This window comes from Marinobacter sp. HL-58, from assembly GCF_001314605.1.
Taxonomy (GTDB): domain Bacteria; phylum Pseudomonadota; class Gammaproteobacteria; order Pseudomonadales; family Oleiphilaceae; genus Marinobacter.
Genome location: NZ_LIHP01000018.1, coordinates 132,074 through 145,926, shown reverse-complemented (window position 1 = coordinate 145,926; position 13,853 = coordinate 132,074). Strand labels below are relative to the sequence as shown.

The window sequence follows — 13,853 nt, the reverse complement described above, 5'->3', positions numbered from 1 at the left end:
AACTATGAATCATATTTGCGTATTTTCAAACGAATTTTCTGTTTCAATAGTTGTCTGGCTACTGCCTAACGCTGGCATCTGCTGCAGTAAACCGTGGAACGCCCGTTCATCCTGATTTCCTTCAATGTTTGCCCGCATTCGTGGCAAAGCTCCCCGGTACGGCCATAAACCAGCAGCGACTGGGCAAAGTAACCGGGTTTGCCGTCGCTGTTCACGAAGTCCCGCAGGGTGGTGCCACCCATGAGGATGGCGGCACTGAGGGTTTCGCGAATCGCTTCAGCCAGGCGTTTGTAGCGGTCCAGGCTGATCCGGCCGGCGGCGCGGCGCGGATGAATGCCAGCCTTGAACAGGGCTTCGTTGGCGTAGATGTTGCCCACGCCAACCACCACATGGTTATCCATGATGAAGGACTTCACCGGCGTTTTCCTGCCACGGGACAGGCGGTAGAGCATGGGCCCGTTGAACTCCGGCGCCAGGGGTTCCGGCCCCAGGCTGGCAATCAGCGGGTGCTGGTCGGGGGTTTCCGACCATAGCCAGCAGCCGAACCGGCGTGGGTCGTTGAAGCGCAGGCGGGTGCCACTGTCCAGTGCCAGTTCCACGTGGTCATGGAGCATGGGTTCACTCTGGTCGGTAATGACCCGAAGGCTGCCGGACATGCCCAGATGTACGATCAGCGTGCCCGATGCAGTGGCCGAGGTTACACCGATCAGCAGGTATTTGGCCCGGCGGTCCACGGTGTGGATCACGGCGCCTTCCAGTAATTCCGCCAGATTGCCCGGCACCGGCCAGCGCAGGCGGCCGTCGCGCACGGTTACCCCTGTAATGGTCCGGTTCTCGCAGTGGGGTGCTATACCTCGGCGGGTGGTTTCTACTTCAGGTAATTCGGGCAAGGCGTTCTACTCCAGAGGCACGGGCGGTAACGGATCAGTGTAATCAGTAACAAATTCCCGGCCAAATGCGGTTGTCCCGGCTAACAAGTGTACGCTAAAGTGCAAGGATACGGTTGTCGGGCAGTACCGGATCCACCAGGCAGAGAACTGGCTGGCGGGTCTGCCATGCACCTTGCAACCCTATGATTACGAACGAGGAAAACTATATGTGGTACAACGGTCTTCTGGACCTTTCGGTGATGCAGCTGGTTCTGGTTGCGCTGGGTCTTACCCACATCACGATTATCAGCGTTACGCTTTACCTGCATCGTCATTCTGCCCATAACTCGCTGGATCTGAATCCGGTGCTGGCGCATTTTTTCCGTTTCTGGTTGTGGCTGACCACGGCCCAGAACACCAAGCAATGGACGGCTATCCACCGTAAACACCATGCCAAGTGCGAAACCGAGGAAGACCCTCACAGCCCGGTGGTTCTGGGCATCCGCAAGGTGCTGTTCGAAGGCGCGGAATTGTACGACCAGGCCGGCACCCAGGAAACCCTGGATCGCTACGGCCAGCGCACCCCGGAGGACTGGGTAGAGAACAATGTCTACAGCCGCTACCGGATGCTGGGCATCCAGTTGATGGCGGTGATTGACCTGATGCTGTTTGGTGTCAACGGTATCTGGATCTGGGCGCTGCAGATGATGTGGATTCCGGTCTGGGCAGCTGGTGTGGTCAATGGTATCGGCCACTTCATGGGTTACCGCAATTTTGAATGTGCCGACAATGCCCGCAATATTTCCCCCTGGGGCATCCTCATCGGCGGTGAAGAGCTGCATAACAACCACCACACCTATCCCAACTCGTCCAAGCTGTCCCGCCGGTGGTACGAAGTGGATATCGGTTGGGGCTATATCCGTCTGTTCCAGTTCTTCGGTCTGGCCAAGCCCAAGGGTTTCAAGCCAATTGCGCACTATGTGCCGGGCAAGCAGGAAATGGATGTTGAAACCGTGCAGGCGATTACCAACAGCCGGTTCGATATCATGCGCCAGTACCGCAAGCGGGTGATGGAGCCGGTGTTGAGGCAGCAGAAGTCGCTGATGGACGATGAGATTCGCCCGCGTTATCGCAAGCTGAAGCAGCTGTTGTCCCGTGAGGTGACGCTGATTCAGCCGAAGGACAAGGAGCATCTGGAGACGGTGCTTGAGCGCAATGCGGTGCTGCGGCAGATTTATGAGAAGAGCAATGAGTTGCAGCAGCTGTGGCGTCGCCGTGGGTTGAAGCCTCAGGAGAAGTTGCACGCGTTGATGGAGTGGTGCCGGGAGGCTGAGGCCAGTGGTATTCGCTACCTTGAGGATTTTGCGGCGCACCTTCGGGCTTATTCTTTGCGGCCTGCTGCCTGAGTAGCCTGCGGGTTAGGGTGTCTGGTCCCGAGGTGGGGTGCCTTTTCTTCTGGGAAAAGAACTCGCTTCGCTCAGACACCTTTTCCCGGCAGAAAAGGCACCCCACCCCGAGACTGATCCCACCGTTGTGATAGCGCAGTGAAGCCAAGTCGAGGGCTTTGCTGCGTTTGTTTTTCAGTTCTGTTGTTCCCCCACTTTAAATAAACAGTATGTGACCTGGCCTGCGGATTTTTGTCTGTGCAGGGTCCAGTTGGCCGGTGCCGTGGGCGTCGGTAATTCACTTTCATGTTCCACGTAGATCCAGCCGCCGGTTTTTACCCAGTGGTTGGCCGCGATCAGTGGGAAGAGTTTTTCCAGCCAGCCCTGTCGGAACGGGGGGTCCATGAAGAGGATGTCGAAGGGGCTGGCCGTGGTCTGGGTCAGGTAGGTTTCTATGTTCTGGCAGACGACTTCGCCGTTTTCCGATTTCAATAATCTCAGGTTGCTGAGCAGGGCCTGGGCCAGCTCCGGGGTGTGGTCGACGAAGACGGCGGTGCCGGCGCCTCGAGAAAGGGCTTCGAGGCCGAGGGCGCCGGAGCCGGCGAAGAGGTCGAGGCAGTGGCTGCCGGCGAGGTGAAACGACAGCCAGTTGAACAGGGTTTCGCGGGTGCGCGCGGGGGTCGGGCGCACGCCGCCGGCTTCGGGGAATCGGAGTTTTCGGCTACGCCAGTCGCCGCCGATGATGCGCAGTTCACCGCCGCTGGCTGGCCTGGGTTTCTGGTTGCGCGCCATGGTGGAGTGGGCCTCTTTCTCGCAGTGTCTGGTTGTTCGCGGGTTTGGGTTGCGCCATGTTACGAAGGTTTATCCCGCGAGTCATCTGTGGCCCTCACTTAGGCCAAGCAGTCTGCTAGAATACCGGCTTTCTTGTGTCCCGCGAATCACAACCAATGGTATGACTATGTCGGCAGAGTGGATTGCTATCGGCCTTCTGGCCCTTCTTGTCCTGGTGTTTGTTCTGGATGTGGCGGCCAATCGCCAGCGGGTTCCGCGACCAAAGCCGGTTCCCCAGAAGAAACCGGAACCCACCGAAGGTGCTACACCGAAGTCAGAGCCAGAGGCAGAAGAAGCGCCTACCGAAGCCGAGGCTGCTCCGGAGCGAGTGCCGGAACCGGCAGCAGAGCCGGCCCCGGAGCCGCAAGAAACACAGGTCAGCGTTTTTGAGCGTATCCGCAGTGGCCTGGGAAAAACCCGGGCCAATCTGACCGGTGGTCTTGCTGATCTGTTCTCGATCGGCAAGAAGGTGGACGAAGACCTTCTGGAGGAGATCGAAACCACGCTGCTGATGGCGGATGTGGGTGTTACCGCGACCTCGGAAATCATCGACTCCCTTACTGAAAAGCTGCAGCGCAACCAGCTCAAGGACGGCGAAGCCCTGCGCAAGGCCCTGCGGGATGAGCTCCACGGCCTGCTGGCGGATGTCACCAGACCCCTGGAAATCGACGCCAGCAGGAAGCCCTACGTCATCCTGATGGTGGGCGTGAATGGTGTTGGCAAGACCACCACCATTGGCAAGCTCACCAAGCTGTTCCAGCGTGATGGCAAGTCCGTCATGCTGGCGGCGGGGGATACCTTCCGTGCGGCCGCGGTTGAGCAGTTGCAGGTATGGGGCGAGCGTAACAATGTGCCGGTCGTTGCCCAGCATACCGGCGCAGACAGCGCATCGGTGATCTTCGATGCCGTCCAGTCGGCCCAGTCCCGGGGTGTGGATGTGGTGATTGCTGACACCGCCGGCCGCCTGCAGAACAAGGACAACCTGATGAGCGAGCTGGAGAAGGTGGTCCGGGTGATGAAGAAACTGGATGATACTGCGCCCCACGAAGTGATGCTGGTGCTGGACGCCGGTACCGGCCAGAACGCCCTGAGTCAGGCCCAGGTTTTCCAGCAGGCGGTGGGTGTCAGCGGTATTACCCTGACCAAGCTGGACGGCACGGCCAAGGGTGGTATTGTGTTTGCCATCGCCCGGCAGTTGCAGCTGCCCATTCGCTACATCGGTGTCGGGGAGCAGGTGGATGATCTGCGCAGTTTTGATGCCCGCACCTTTGTGGACGCGCTGTTTGACGAAAACACCTGACAACATCCCAGAGAAGTATCCCTGAATGATCGAGTTTCGACAGGTCACCAAACGTTACGACAGCGACCATACCGCGCTGCGTCAGGTCAATTTCGGCCTGCAGCGGGGCGAGCTGGCATTTCTTACCGGTCACTCAGGGGCCGGGAAAAGCACCCTGCTGAAACTGATCATGGTGATGGAGCGCCCCAGTGCCGGCGAAGTGATCGTAGGTGGGCAGGTGCTCAATACCCTGCCGCGTCGGCAGGTACCTTATATCCGCCGACACATTGGCGTGGTTTTCCAGAATCACCAGCTACTGTTTGATCGCACCGTGTTCGATAACGTCGCCATGCCGCTGGAAGTCATGGGTACACCTGCCCGTGATATCGGCCGCCGGGTTCGTGCCGCCCTGGACAAGGTAGGGTTGCTCAGCAAGGAAAAGATGAACCCGATGCAGCTTTCCGGCGGTGAGCAGCAGCGTGTGGGCATAGCCCGGGCGGTGGTGAACAAGCCTCCGGTGCTGCTGGCGGATGAGCCCACGGGTAACCTTGACCCGGAGCTTTCCGCCGACATCATGCGGCTGTTTGCGGATTTCAGCCAGGTTGGTGTCACAGTGCTGATTGCTACCCACGACATTGCCCTTATCAACGAGCTCGGCCGGCGCACTCTCACGCTTGATCATGGCCGCCTGGTGCCCGGGGCTGGCGCAGCGGGAGGCCGGCATGGCTAATGAACCCCGCAAACAGCAGAGCCGCGGCGCGAAAAGTGCCCGTGCGCCCTGGCGCGAACAGGCTGAGAGCTACCTGAACCATCACCGCAAGGTGGCCCGTGACAGTGCCCGGCGCATGTGGCAGTCGCCGGTGGCAAGCATGATGACCTGGGCAGTTATGGGCGTGGCCCTGGCATTGCCTGTGGCGTTGATGCTTTTGCTGGCCAGCCTGGAAGGGGTCAGTGCCGGCTGGGAAAGCTCTGCGCGGGTTACCGCCTACCTGAATGATTCAGTATCCATAGAAGAGGCCCGCGAGCTGAAGGCCGAGGTGGCCGACGACAGCCGGGTTGCCGACGTTGAACTGATCGACCGGGAAACCGCGCTGGAGGAATTTCGTGCCTCTTCCGGGCTTGAGGATGCCCTGGATTACCTGAACGAAAACCCGTTGCCCCATACCCTGCTGGTAACACCGAGCGAAAGCTCCCGTACTGCCGATGGGGTGGAGATGCTGTTGACGGTCATTGAAGGGCTGGATGGCGTCGAGCGAGTGCAGGTGGATCTGGGGTGGTTGCAGCGCCTGAACGCGATGACGGACCTTCTGGGGCGGGCAGTCTGGGCGCTGGCGCTGCTGCTGGCAGCAGCGGTGGTGCTGGTTATCGGTAATACCGTGCGCCTTGCCATTGAGAACCGGCGGGATGAAATCCTGGTGGCCAAGCTGGTAGGCGGAACCGATGCCTTCGTGCGCAGGCCATTTTTGTATACCGGGGCCTGGTTTGGCCTGGGTGGTGGCGTAGTGGCGTGGACACTGCTGCAGCTGTCGCTCTGGTGGCTCAGCGGGCCGGTGGAGCGCCTGGCGGGACTGTACCGGAGTGAGTTTTCCCTCAATGGCCTGACCATCGACGGTGCGCTGGCGTTGATAATTGTCGCCATGCTGTTAGGCTGGTTGGGCGCATGGGTGGCGGTTAAGCGGCATCTTGACGATATCGAGCCCGGAGAGATCGCTGGCGGGTGATCTTCGGTCTCGGCAATACCGTATTGAATGTGTGTCTTCAACTGGCGTAGGTTGAAAGTGGAATCTGGTGAAAGATTTAATGCAGGAGTCAGGTGAATCAGGCATTCATCAGGTTACATTAGGTTAAAAGTACAGAGGCTCCTTTTTCCAGTTTGTTGATTTCAAACGTTTTAGTTGGAGATTCGGGGAACTTTTAAGGTACTTGGCGGTCCAAGTTTCAGTTGGTATATTTATTGGCCGTCATGTTTTGGAGGGTAAAGCATGGGTACGAACTTACAGGTAATCGACAGGCTGGTTCCGGGTGCGAATCTTGAGTCCTATATTCAGGCAGCAAGTCGTATTCCGGTGCTCTCTGTCGAGGAAGAGCGCAGGCTTTCGGAGCGGTTGCATTACGAGGGTGATGTAGAGGCTGCACGTGAGCTGGTTCTTTCGCATCTGCGCTTCGTGATCCACATTGCCCGCAGTTACGCTGGTTATGGCCTGTCTCAGGCCGATCTGATCCAGGAAGGCAACGTCGGTCTGATGAAAGCGGTCAAGCGCTTCAACCCGGAATATGGCGTGCGCCTGGTGTCTTTTGCGGTGCACTGGATCAAGGCCGAGATTCACGAGTTCATTCTGCGTAACTGGCGCATCGTCAAGGTCGCTACCACCAAGGCCCAGCGCAAGCTGTTCTTTAATCTGCGCAGTCAGAAGAAGCGCCTGGCCTGGCTGAGCCATGACGAGGTCAACGCCGTGGCCAGTGATCTTGGTGTCGAGCCCAGGGTTGTACGGGAAATGGAGGGGCGTCTGGCCTCCCATGATACTGCGTTCGATGGACCTCAGGATGATGACGACGACAACGCCTATCAGGCGCCGGCGTATTACCTGGAGGACCATCGCAGCAATCCGGCCACTCAGCTGGAGCAGTCAGACTGGACAGACGATTCCAATGGTCGCCTGATGGCGGCGCTGGAGCAGCTGGATGAGCGCAGCCAGGATATCCTTCGGGAGCGCTGGCTGTCTGACAGCAAGTCTACGTTGCATGAGTTGGCAGACCGGTACGGTGTTTCGGCTGAGCGGATTCGTCAGTTGGAGAAGAATGCCATGAAGAAGATTCGTGTGCAGATGACGACAACGGAAGAAGAAGCCGCATAAGTCCGGCCTGATATCGGGCTTTGATAGAGCGCCACCACCCTTTGCGGGGTTGGTGGCGTTTTTGTTTGTATACTCTGCCTTTAATTCGTTAACTCAAATTTTGGGGTGGACGCGAGTGGGCAGGCTCTTCCAAAACACGCTGTGAATACGTCCCTGTACGCTCGGCTCCGCCATCCATGGCTCCGCACGGTTTTGGAAGAGCCTGCCCACTCACGTCTTCCAGCTTTTGGAATAGGGACTCGAACAATATGACTACAAGAAGTCTTCATTTGGCCTTTCTCGGTATCGGACTGATGGGCGCACCCATGGTTCGCAATCTGCTGGACGCAGGATTTGCGCTGACGCTTTGGAACCGCACTGCCAGCAAGTGCGAGCCCTTCAAGGGTGAGGCAACCATTGCTGACTCTCCGGAGGGCGCAGTCCGTCATGCCGATGTGGTGATTACCATGTTGGAGAACGGGGATGTGGTGGAAGATGTGATGGTAGCCCAGGGTGGTATCGGGACGCTGAAGGCCGGGGCGGTGTATGTGGATATGAGCTCGGTCCAGCCGTCGCTGGCCCGTCGTCATGCTGGGTTGGCCCGGGAGCAGGGTGCAGGGTATGTGGATGCGCCGGTTTCCGGAGGTACCGTTGGGGCGGAGCAGGCGACGTTGAGTATTATGGCCGGGGGCGCGGAGGCGGATATCGACCGGGTTCGGCCGGTGTTTGAGGTGCTGGGGAAATGCACGCCAATCGGGCCGGTTGGAGCAGGGCAGTTGGCGAAGCTGGCGAATCAGGCAATTGTGGGGATTACCATTGGCGCGGTTTCGGAGGCGTTGTTGCTGGCTGCCAAGGGTGGTGCAGACCCTTCCGCTGTTCGGGAGGCGCTGATGGGTGGTTTTGCCGGCAGCCGGATTCTCGAGCTGCATGGCCAGCGGATGATTGACCGGGATTTTGCCCCAGGTGCCCCGGCGCGGATCCAGCTCAAGGATCTGCGCATGATTCTGGATGAAGCCCGATCCGAGGGGCTGACCCTGCCGCTGGCGCAGCAGGTGCATAATGAGTACCAGAGCCTGGTGGCCAATGGGCACAGTGATGTGGACCACAGTGGCCTGTTGCTTGAGCTGGAGCATCTGAATGGCGCCCTGCTGGGATCGTCGCCGGTGATAAAACGTAAGGGGTAACTCATGCCTGTATTCGCTGCCAATCTGTCCATGCTGTTTACTGAGGCGGATTTTATGGACCGCTTCCGCCTGGCGCGGGAAGCGGGGTTTACCGGTGTGGAATATCTTTTTCCTTACGCCTGGCCGAAAGAGGATTTGAAACGCGAACTTGAAAACAACGGGCTGACCCAGGTGCTGTTCAACCTGCCGCCCGGTGACTGGGATGCCGGTGAGCGGGGAATCGCCTGTCTGCCCGACCGCACGGAGGAGTTCAGAGCCGGGGTGGATCAGGCCATTGATTACGCCCGGGTACTGCAATGCAAGCAGGTCAATTGCCTTGCCGGCATCCCGCCAGAATCCCTGGATGAATCAGAGGCCTGGCAAACGCTGGTGGATAATGTCAGCTATGCCGCTGGCCGTCTTGAAGGTGAGGGTATTACGCTGTGCCTGGAGGCCATCAATTCCCGGGTGGATATGCCCGGCTTCCTCCTGGATACCTCCGCCAGGGTGCTTCAGTTGATCGAGGCGGTGGATGGTGGCAACGTAAAACTGCAGTATGACCTTTACCATATGCAGGTTATGGAAGGGGACCTGATTCGCTCCCTGGAGTGTCTGTTGCCGTGGATTGGTCACATACAGTTTGCTGATAACCCGGGCCGTCACGAGCCCGGCACGGGGGAGATTAACTTTCGGAATGTTTTCGCGGCTCTCGACCGCATGGGGTATGGTGGCTGGGTGAGTGCGGAATATCGCCCCTCGGGCGATACGGTGGCCAGCCTGGACTGGTTTCGGCAGGGGGCGTGACCGTCGCCATTGGCGACACCCTCTTACAAGATCGTAACTGGCCGGCAACCGATGTTCTTCGTACCCTAGCCGTTAATATAATCCGCTATCGGGAGGATAACCGGTGAAAGCACTGGTAATTGAAGACGATCAGGACGTGGCAAACTACCTTGTTAAAGGGCTGAAAGAGTCTGATTTTGTCGTGGATCATGCGGCGGATGGCAAGGACGGAATGATGATGGCCGCCAGCGAGGATTACGACATCATGATTGTCGACCGAATGCTGCCGGGTATGGATGGTCTGTCGATTATCAAAACGGTGCGTGCCACTGGTAATCAGGTGCCTGTATTGATTCTCAGTGCCCTCGGCGATGTGGACGACCGGGTGGAAGGCCTGCGTGGCGGGGGTGACGACTACCTGACCAAGCCCTTTTCCTTCACCGAGCTGCTGGCCCGGATTGAATCCCTGGTACGCCGCAACCGTCAGTCCGCGGAAACAGAGACCGTTCTGCGGGTAGCCGACCTGGAGATGGATCTTCTGGCGCGGACCGTAAAAAGGGCCGGTCATAACATTGATGTCCAGCCCCGCGAGTTCCGCCTGCTGGAGTACCTGATGCGTAATGCCGGGCAGGTAGTGACCCGCACCATGCTGCTGGAGAAGGTATGGGACTACCATTTCGATCCCCAGACCAATGTGATAGATGTGCACATCAGCCGCCTGAGGGCCAAGATCGACAAGGAATTCGATACCCCCTTGCTGCAGACCATCCGGGGTGCAGGGTATATGTTGCGTGAAACTGCTTAGCCAGCTCAGAACCTCATCGTTCCAGTTAGCCCTGCTGTATATGGTGGTGTTCGCCACCTCGGTTTTTCTGCTGTTGGCGTTCATCTACTGGCGAACAGCAGGATTCATGACTGCCCAGACCGATGAAACCATCGAGGCCGAGATTGCCGGCCTGGCAGAGCAGTATCGCGGCAGTGGAATCAATGGCCTGATTTCCATTATCCGTGAGCGTGTTGCCCGTGACCCCAACGCCAAGTCCCTTTATCTGCTCACCACCGACGATTTTCTCAAGCTGGCCGGTAATATCGAGACCTGGCCCAAGGGCTCCCGTTCCGAGAGTGGGTGGATCAACTTTACCCTGGATGAATCCATAGGCTGGGATGGCCCCGAGCGCCTGGCTCGTGCCCGAATTTTTGAGGTGCAGGGAGGTTTGCGCCTGTTGGTCGGTCGCGATGTGGACGAACTTACCAACCTGAAAAAAGTGATCGAAACAGCCATCAACTGGGGTATGGGTATTACCCTGGCGCTGGCCTTGCTTGGCGGTTTTCTCATGAGCCGGAGCACCACCCGGCGCATTGAAGTGATCAACAACACCTCCCGACGAATCATGAACGGGCATCTGTCATTACGGATTCCCACCAGGGGCACCGACGACGATTTCGACCAACTGGCGGAGAACCTCAACCAGATGCTGGACCGGATTGTCTATCTGATGGAAGGCATCCGCCATGTCTCTGACAGCATTGCTCATGACCTGAGAACCCCCCTGACCCGGCTGCGCAACCAGCTGGAGAACACCCTGATGTCCGTGGACAACGAAGAAGCACGGGAGCAGGCGGGCAAGGCAGTGGCGGAGGCGGACCAGCTTCTTGCCACGTTCAACGCCCTGTTGCGGATCGCCCGTCTGGAAACCCGCGGCAATGCTGCGGATATGAAACAGGTGTCTCTGGGCGAGTTGGTCAGCGATGCCTGTGAGCTATACGAGGCCCTGGCGGAAGATAAGGATCAGGATTTCGAACAAGCGCTTGAGGACAAGGTGATCATCGAAGGGGACCGGGATTTACTGTTCCAGATGGTCAGCAACCTGATCGACAATGCCATCAAGTACACCCCTGAAAAAGGCAAGATCCGGGTCAATGTCCGCAAGGAAGGGAACGACGCAATTTTTGAGGTGGGGGATAGCGGTATTGGCATTCCCGACGACGAGAAGGACCAGGTGTTCCAGCGTTTTTACCGGGTTGGCAAGAGCCGGTCATTACCGGGTAACGGCCTGGGGCTCAGTCTGGTCAGTGCCGTGGCAGAAATCCACCAGGGCATCATTACCCTGAGCGACCACCACCCTGGGGAGGAGTACCCGGGGCTGATGGTGACGGTTCGTATGCCCGCATATTCACCGAACCGGAAACGCCTGAAGGATACCCAGACAATTCCGGCCTCGGAAGCTGGAGAGCAAACCTCTCCGGGCGAGCTCAGGGGCGCCTGATCAGTTGCCGGAAATACCTCGGAACTGGTTCAGGCGGCTGAGCAGCGGTTTGACCAGCGGATCGGTGCGGGTTTCTATGGCGGTCAGCAGTCCGTCGATCTGGGAGCGGCGGCGATCAAATTTCGCCTGAATGCTGTCCCACTCACCTTCCAGATGTTTCTGTTCCAGCATGATGTAAGCGGCCAGGTTGTGGCGGTTCAGTTTTCCGGTAATACCATACTGATCCAGCTGGTAGCCGATGATGTCCAGTCCGTTCAGCGCGGTATTGATAAGCTTTTTGGTGTCCATGTTCATGCCCCGTTTTCGGAAAGTTTCGATAAGCCAAAGCTTCAATCGGTGATGCAGTTATTTGATCCGGACATTAGCGCTACTCTCTAGAGTGAACAACCTAATATCTGCCCTGAATAAAACGTAATTCTGCAGCCACCACTGTGTAACCTCGACTGTGCAGAATGGAAACTGTAGTTATGGAAGCCAGCGGAAACTCCGCTTGCTTCTCCCTCCAGCACAGCGCTAGCCTTACCCCGTTTTCACGGGGTTTTTTTATTTCTATAAGATGATGCTTGTATGGCCAGAACCCGCTACATAACAGCGGAGGGCGAAAAGGCCCTTCGTGAGGAATTGCGCTATCTGTGGAAGGAGAAGCGTCCGGAGGTAACCCAGGCTGTACGTGAAGCTGCCGCCCAGGGCGACCGTTCGGAGAATGCCGAATACATATACGGCAAGAAGCAGCTACGGGAGATTGATCGTCGTGTCCGCTTCCTGACCAGGCGGCTTGATGAACTGACCGTGGTGGACCGGCTGCCTGATGATCGGGAGAAAGTCTTTTTTGGCGCCTGGGTGACCATCGAGAACGAAGAGGGTGACGAATCCACCTACCGCCTGGTCGGCCCGGATGAATTTGACCTGTCCCGTGGTTACCTGAGCATCGACTCTCCAATGGCCCGGGCCCTGCTGGGCAAGCGCGTTGATGATGAAGCAGGCGTGCGTACACCCGATGGCTGGAGCCACGTGGTGATCACAGGTATCCGTTATGAGCCGCTCACATCCGACAAGTGAGGAGTGTCACAAAACTGACGAACGCCCGGGTTTTTTGTCGCGTATGACGATAGACTGATCAAAAATTGTCAGCCTGACTTGTGTTTGCTAAAACAGCCGTCAGGCAGGACATGGAATAACAAGGCAGTCGTTATGGGCGGATTTGATTCAATCAGGGCAGCGATCGGTTTGACCACGTTGATAGTAGCGTTGTCCCCATTGGTGTGGGCGCAAACCGGTGGCGATAATAAAGATACAGAGACGGTAGAGGGCGGTGCGTTCAGCTACGAGGAGCGTTCAACCCTGGATACCATACCCTTCAGTTCCATGGAGGAGGAGTCCCTGGCCAATACCGTGATCGAAGGCGGGCTGGAAGCGCCTGCCGCTGGTGTACCGGTGCAACCGCGAACGGATGAGGATTTCTATCTCGACCCGCTCGCGCTTCAGCCCAGGGACAGCCGCACGGATCTTGGGCGTAGTGAGATTCCGGTGGAGTTCCGTTTCAGCAACCCGAAGTCTATTCCCGGGCAGGTTCACGGCAACAACTATATCATCAGGCCGCCCACCAACCGGAATTACGGTGCGTTCAATACCAACACCACGGAACGTTAAGCACCGCGCGGGGGGATTTCAGGCAGCCGCAATGCCTTCCGGTTCCGTTCTGCCCAGCACGTCTTCGTAAAAGAACGCCAGTGCCTGCTTTGCCTGGTTCAGGCGTGCCCGGGATACTTCCAGTCGGTCACTCAGATAGGCCAGGAAAAGCTGTCGATCGCCGGGCTGCAGTGTTTCCGGATTCTTGAGGTCGTGGAAAAGCACGAATCGGGAAATCCAGTGAAGGTAGGTCTGTTCGGCGCGTTGGTTCAGTTGGTGTTTGCTGATGGCGCCAGTTACTCGGTTGACAAGGCCGGGCTGGGATTGTTCCAGCGCCTCGGTGATATCCATGGTACGTCTTCCCTGTGAATTGTTGTTCTTATCTTGCGCGCATCTTATGACAATCGTTTGACCGTCGCAAAAATTTTCACGGGGAAAATTGACCGGGAGCAACCGTCGTCATGATTGTTGCTCCTGGTCAAGGCAGAGAACGGAGTTACTTGAGGGCTTCCAGCTTGTCGATGTACTGCTGCATGGCCTGCTCTGGGGAAGTGCCCTTGAGCTTTTCCCAGGCGTCGTACTTGGCGCGGCCCACAAAATCCATCATGCCCGGGCGCTTGCCGCTGACATCACCTTCGGTGGCCTGCTTGTACAGGGCATAAAATTCCAGCTTCAGTTCGTTGGATGGCTTGAAGTCGCCTTCGGCGTTCTGGATGTATTTGACGGCTTCGTCGAAACGGGTTTTCAGGTCACTCATGTCGGGGTCCTTTTTTCTGGTGTAAATCCGTTAGTCACGGTGGGGCAGAGTATAGC

16 protein-coding genes are annotated in these 13,853 nt (G+C 57.7%); 11 read left to right on the top strand and 5 right to left on the bottom strand.

Features of this window, described 5'->3' with window-relative positions; genetic code table 11:
• Window positions 1-65: 65 nt before the first annotated feature.
• A complete protein-coding gene (gene mutM, locus HLUCCO03_RS16750) occupies window positions 66-890 on the bottom strand; it encodes a bifunctional DNA-formamidopyrimidine glycosylase/DNA-(apurinic or apyrimidinic site) lyase (RefSeq protein ID WP_027830086.1) in 825 nt (274 codons plus the stop codon).
• Between the two features lie 206 nt (window positions 891-1,096).
• Here mutM and HLUCCO03_RS16745 point away from each other — a divergent pair, with 206 nt between their 5' ends.
• Complete coding sequence (locus tag HLUCCO03_RS16745) at window positions 1,097-2,275, top strand: fatty acid desaturase (RefSeq protein WP_027830085.1); 1,179 nt, start codon at window positions 1,097-1,099, stop codon at window positions 2,273-2,275.
• A 174-nt stretch (window positions 2,276-2,449) separates the two neighbouring features.
• Here HLUCCO03_RS16745 and rsmD read toward each other — a convergent pair whose 3' ends face one another.
• Window positions 2,450-3,046, bottom strand: coding sequence for a 16S rRNA (guanine(966)-N(2))-methyltransferase RsmD (gene rsmD / locus HLUCCO03_RS16740; RefSeq protein ID WP_027830084.1), 597 nt, complete (start codon window positions 3,044-3,046; stop codon window positions 2,450-2,452).
• A gap of 166 nt (window positions 3,047-3,212) precedes the next feature.
• Between rsmD and ftsY the strand changes: the two genes are divergently transcribed.
• The 8 genes from ftsY (at window position 3,213) to HLUCCO03_RS16700 (ending at window position 11,411) form a co-directional block, all read left to right on the top strand.
• Window positions 3,213-4,385: a signal recognition particle-docking protein FtsY gene (gene ftsY / locus HLUCCO03_RS16735; protein ID WP_027830083.1), complete on the top strand. Its 1,173-nt coding sequence runs from the start codon at window positions 3,213-3,215 to the stop codon at window positions 4,383-4,385.
• 25 nt (window positions 4,386-4,410) lie between these two features.
• Entirely contained in the window at window positions 4,411-5,094 is a 684-nt protein-coding gene (ftsE, locus tag HLUCCO03_RS16730) for a cell division ATP-binding protein FtsE (RefSeq protein WP_027830082.1), read from the top strand.
• Window positions 5,087-6,085, top strand: a complete 999-nt coding sequence (ftsX, locus tag HLUCCO03_RS16725) for a permease-like cell division protein FtsX (protein ID WP_027830081.1) — start codon at window positions 5,087-5,089, stop codon at window positions 6,083-6,085. The genes ftsE and ftsX overlap by 8 nt, the downstream gene beginning before the upstream one ends.
• 261 nt (window positions 6,086-6,346) lie before the next feature.
• Window positions 6,347-7,219, top strand: coding sequence for an RNA polymerase sigma factor RpoH (rpoH, locus tag HLUCCO03_RS16720; RefSeq protein ID WP_027830080.1), 873 nt, complete (start codon window positions 6,347-6,349; stop codon window positions 7,217-7,219).
• Window positions 7,220-7,467: 248 nt separating this feature from the next.
• Window positions 7,468-8,382, top strand: a complete 915-nt coding sequence (locus tag HLUCCO03_RS16715; RefSeq protein WP_027830079.1) for an NAD(P)-dependent oxidoreductase — start codon at window positions 7,468-7,470, stop codon at window positions 8,380-8,382.
• A gap of 3 nt (window positions 8,383-8,385) precedes the next feature.
• Window positions 8,386-9,165: a hydroxypyruvate isomerase gene (gene hyi / locus HLUCCO03_RS16710; RefSeq protein ID WP_027830078.1), complete on the top strand. Its 780-nt coding sequence runs from the start codon at window positions 8,386-8,388 to the stop codon at window positions 9,163-9,165.
• A 103-nt stretch (window positions 9,166-9,268) separates the two neighbouring features.
• Window positions 9,269-9,949 carry a response regulator transcription factor gene (locus tag HLUCCO03_RS16705; protein ID WP_027830077.1) on the top strand — a complete coding sequence of 227 codons (681 nt, stop codon included), beginning with the start codon at window positions 9,269-9,271 and terminating at the stop codon, window positions 9,947-9,949.
• Window positions 9,936-11,411: a HAMP domain-containing sensor histidine kinase gene (locus HLUCCO03_RS16700; protein WP_027830076.1), complete on the top strand. Its 1,476-nt coding sequence runs from the start codon at window positions 9,936-9,938 to the stop codon at window positions 11,409-11,411. The genes HLUCCO03_RS16705 and HLUCCO03_RS16700 overlap by 14 nt, the downstream gene beginning before the upstream one ends.
• On the opposite strand, the gene HLUCCO03_RS16695 is transcribed toward HLUCCO03_RS16700, so the two are convergent.
• On the bottom strand, window positions 11,412-11,699 hold the full coding sequence (locus HLUCCO03_RS16695; RefSeq protein WP_027830075.1) for a hypothetical protein: 288 nt from the start codon (window positions 11,697-11,699) through the stop codon (window positions 11,412-11,414).
• Window positions 11,700-11,978: 279 nt separating this feature from the next.
• Between HLUCCO03_RS16695 and greB the strand changes: the two genes are divergently transcribed.
• On the top strand, window positions 11,979-12,470 hold the full coding sequence (gene greB, locus HLUCCO03_RS16690; RefSeq protein ID WP_027830074.1) for a transcription elongation factor GreB: 492 nt from the start codon (window positions 11,979-11,981) through the stop codon (window positions 12,468-12,470).
• Between the two features lie 198 nt (window positions 12,471-12,668).
• Window positions 12,669-13,061: a hypothetical protein gene (locus tag HLUCCO03_RS16685; RefSeq protein WP_051603944.1), complete on the top strand. Its 393-nt coding sequence runs from the start codon at window positions 12,669-12,671 to the stop codon at window positions 13,059-13,061.
• An 18-nt stretch (window positions 13,062-13,079) separates the two neighbouring features.
• On the opposite strand, the gene HLUCCO03_RS16680 is transcribed toward HLUCCO03_RS16685, so the two are convergent.
• Window positions 13,080-13,391, bottom strand: coding sequence for a site-specific integrase (locus tag HLUCCO03_RS16680; protein ID WP_027830072.1), 312 nt, complete (start codon window positions 13,389-13,391; stop codon window positions 13,080-13,082).
• Window positions 13,392-13,536: 145 nt separating this feature from the next.
• The gene (locus HLUCCO03_RS16675) at window positions 13,537-13,797 is read right to left on the bottom strand and encodes an acyl-CoA-binding protein (protein ID WP_027830071.1); all 261 of its coding nucleotides are present in this window, start codon (window positions 13,795-13,797) and stop codon (window positions 13,537-13,539) included.
• Between the last annotated feature and the right edge of the window lie 56 nt (window positions 13,798-13,853).

What these genes read in the sequence shown, in the direction of transcription:
- HLUCCO03_RS16675 (WP_027830071.1), bottom strand. Translation starts at nt 13,797, where the DNA reads ATGAGTGACCTGAAAACCCGTTTCGACGAAGCCGTCAAATACATCCAG.
- ftsY (WP_027830083.1), top strand. Translation starts at nt 3,213, where the DNA reads ATGTCGGCAGAGTGGATTGCTATCGGCCTTCTGGCCCTTCTTGTCCTG.
- hyi (WP_027830078.1), top strand. Translation starts at nt 8,386, where the DNA reads ATGCCTGTATTCGCTGCCAATCTGTCCATGCTGTTTACTGAGGCGGAT.
- rsmD (WP_027830084.1), bottom strand. Translation starts at nt 3,046, where the DNA reads ATGGCGCGCAACCAGAAACCCAGGCCAGCCAGCGGCGGTGAACTGCGC.
- HLUCCO03_RS16715 (WP_027830079.1), top strand. Translation starts at nt 7,468, where the DNA reads ATGACTACAAGAAGTCTTCATTTGGCCTTTCTCGGTATCGGACTGATG.
- ftsE (WP_027830082.1), top strand. Translation starts at nt 4,411, where the DNA reads ATGATCGAGTTTCGACAGGTCACCAAACGTTACGACAGCGACCATACC.
- HLUCCO03_RS16680 (WP_027830072.1), bottom strand. Translation starts at nt 13,391, where the DNA reads ATGGATATCACCGAGGCGCTGGAACAATCCCAGCCCGGCCTTGTCAAC.
- HLUCCO03_RS16745 (WP_027830085.1), top strand. Translation starts at nt 1,097, where the DNA reads ATGTGGTACAACGGTCTTCTGGACCTTTCGGTGATGCAGCTGGTTCTG.
- greB (WP_027830074.1), top strand. Translation starts at nt 11,979, where the DNA reads ATGGCCAGAACCCGCTACATAACAGCGGAGGGCGAAAAGGCCCTTCGT.
- ftsX (WP_027830081.1), top strand. Translation starts at nt 5,087, where the DNA reads ATGGCTAATGAACCCCGCAAACAGCAGAGCCGCGGCGCGAAAAGTGCC.
- HLUCCO03_RS16695 (WP_027830075.1), bottom strand. Translation starts at nt 11,699, where the DNA reads ATGGACACCAAAAAGCTTATCAATACCGCGCTGAACGGACTGGACATC.
- rpoH (WP_027830080.1), top strand. Translation starts at nt 6,347, where the DNA reads ATGGGTACGAACTTACAGGTAATCGACAGGCTGGTTCCGGGTGCGAAT.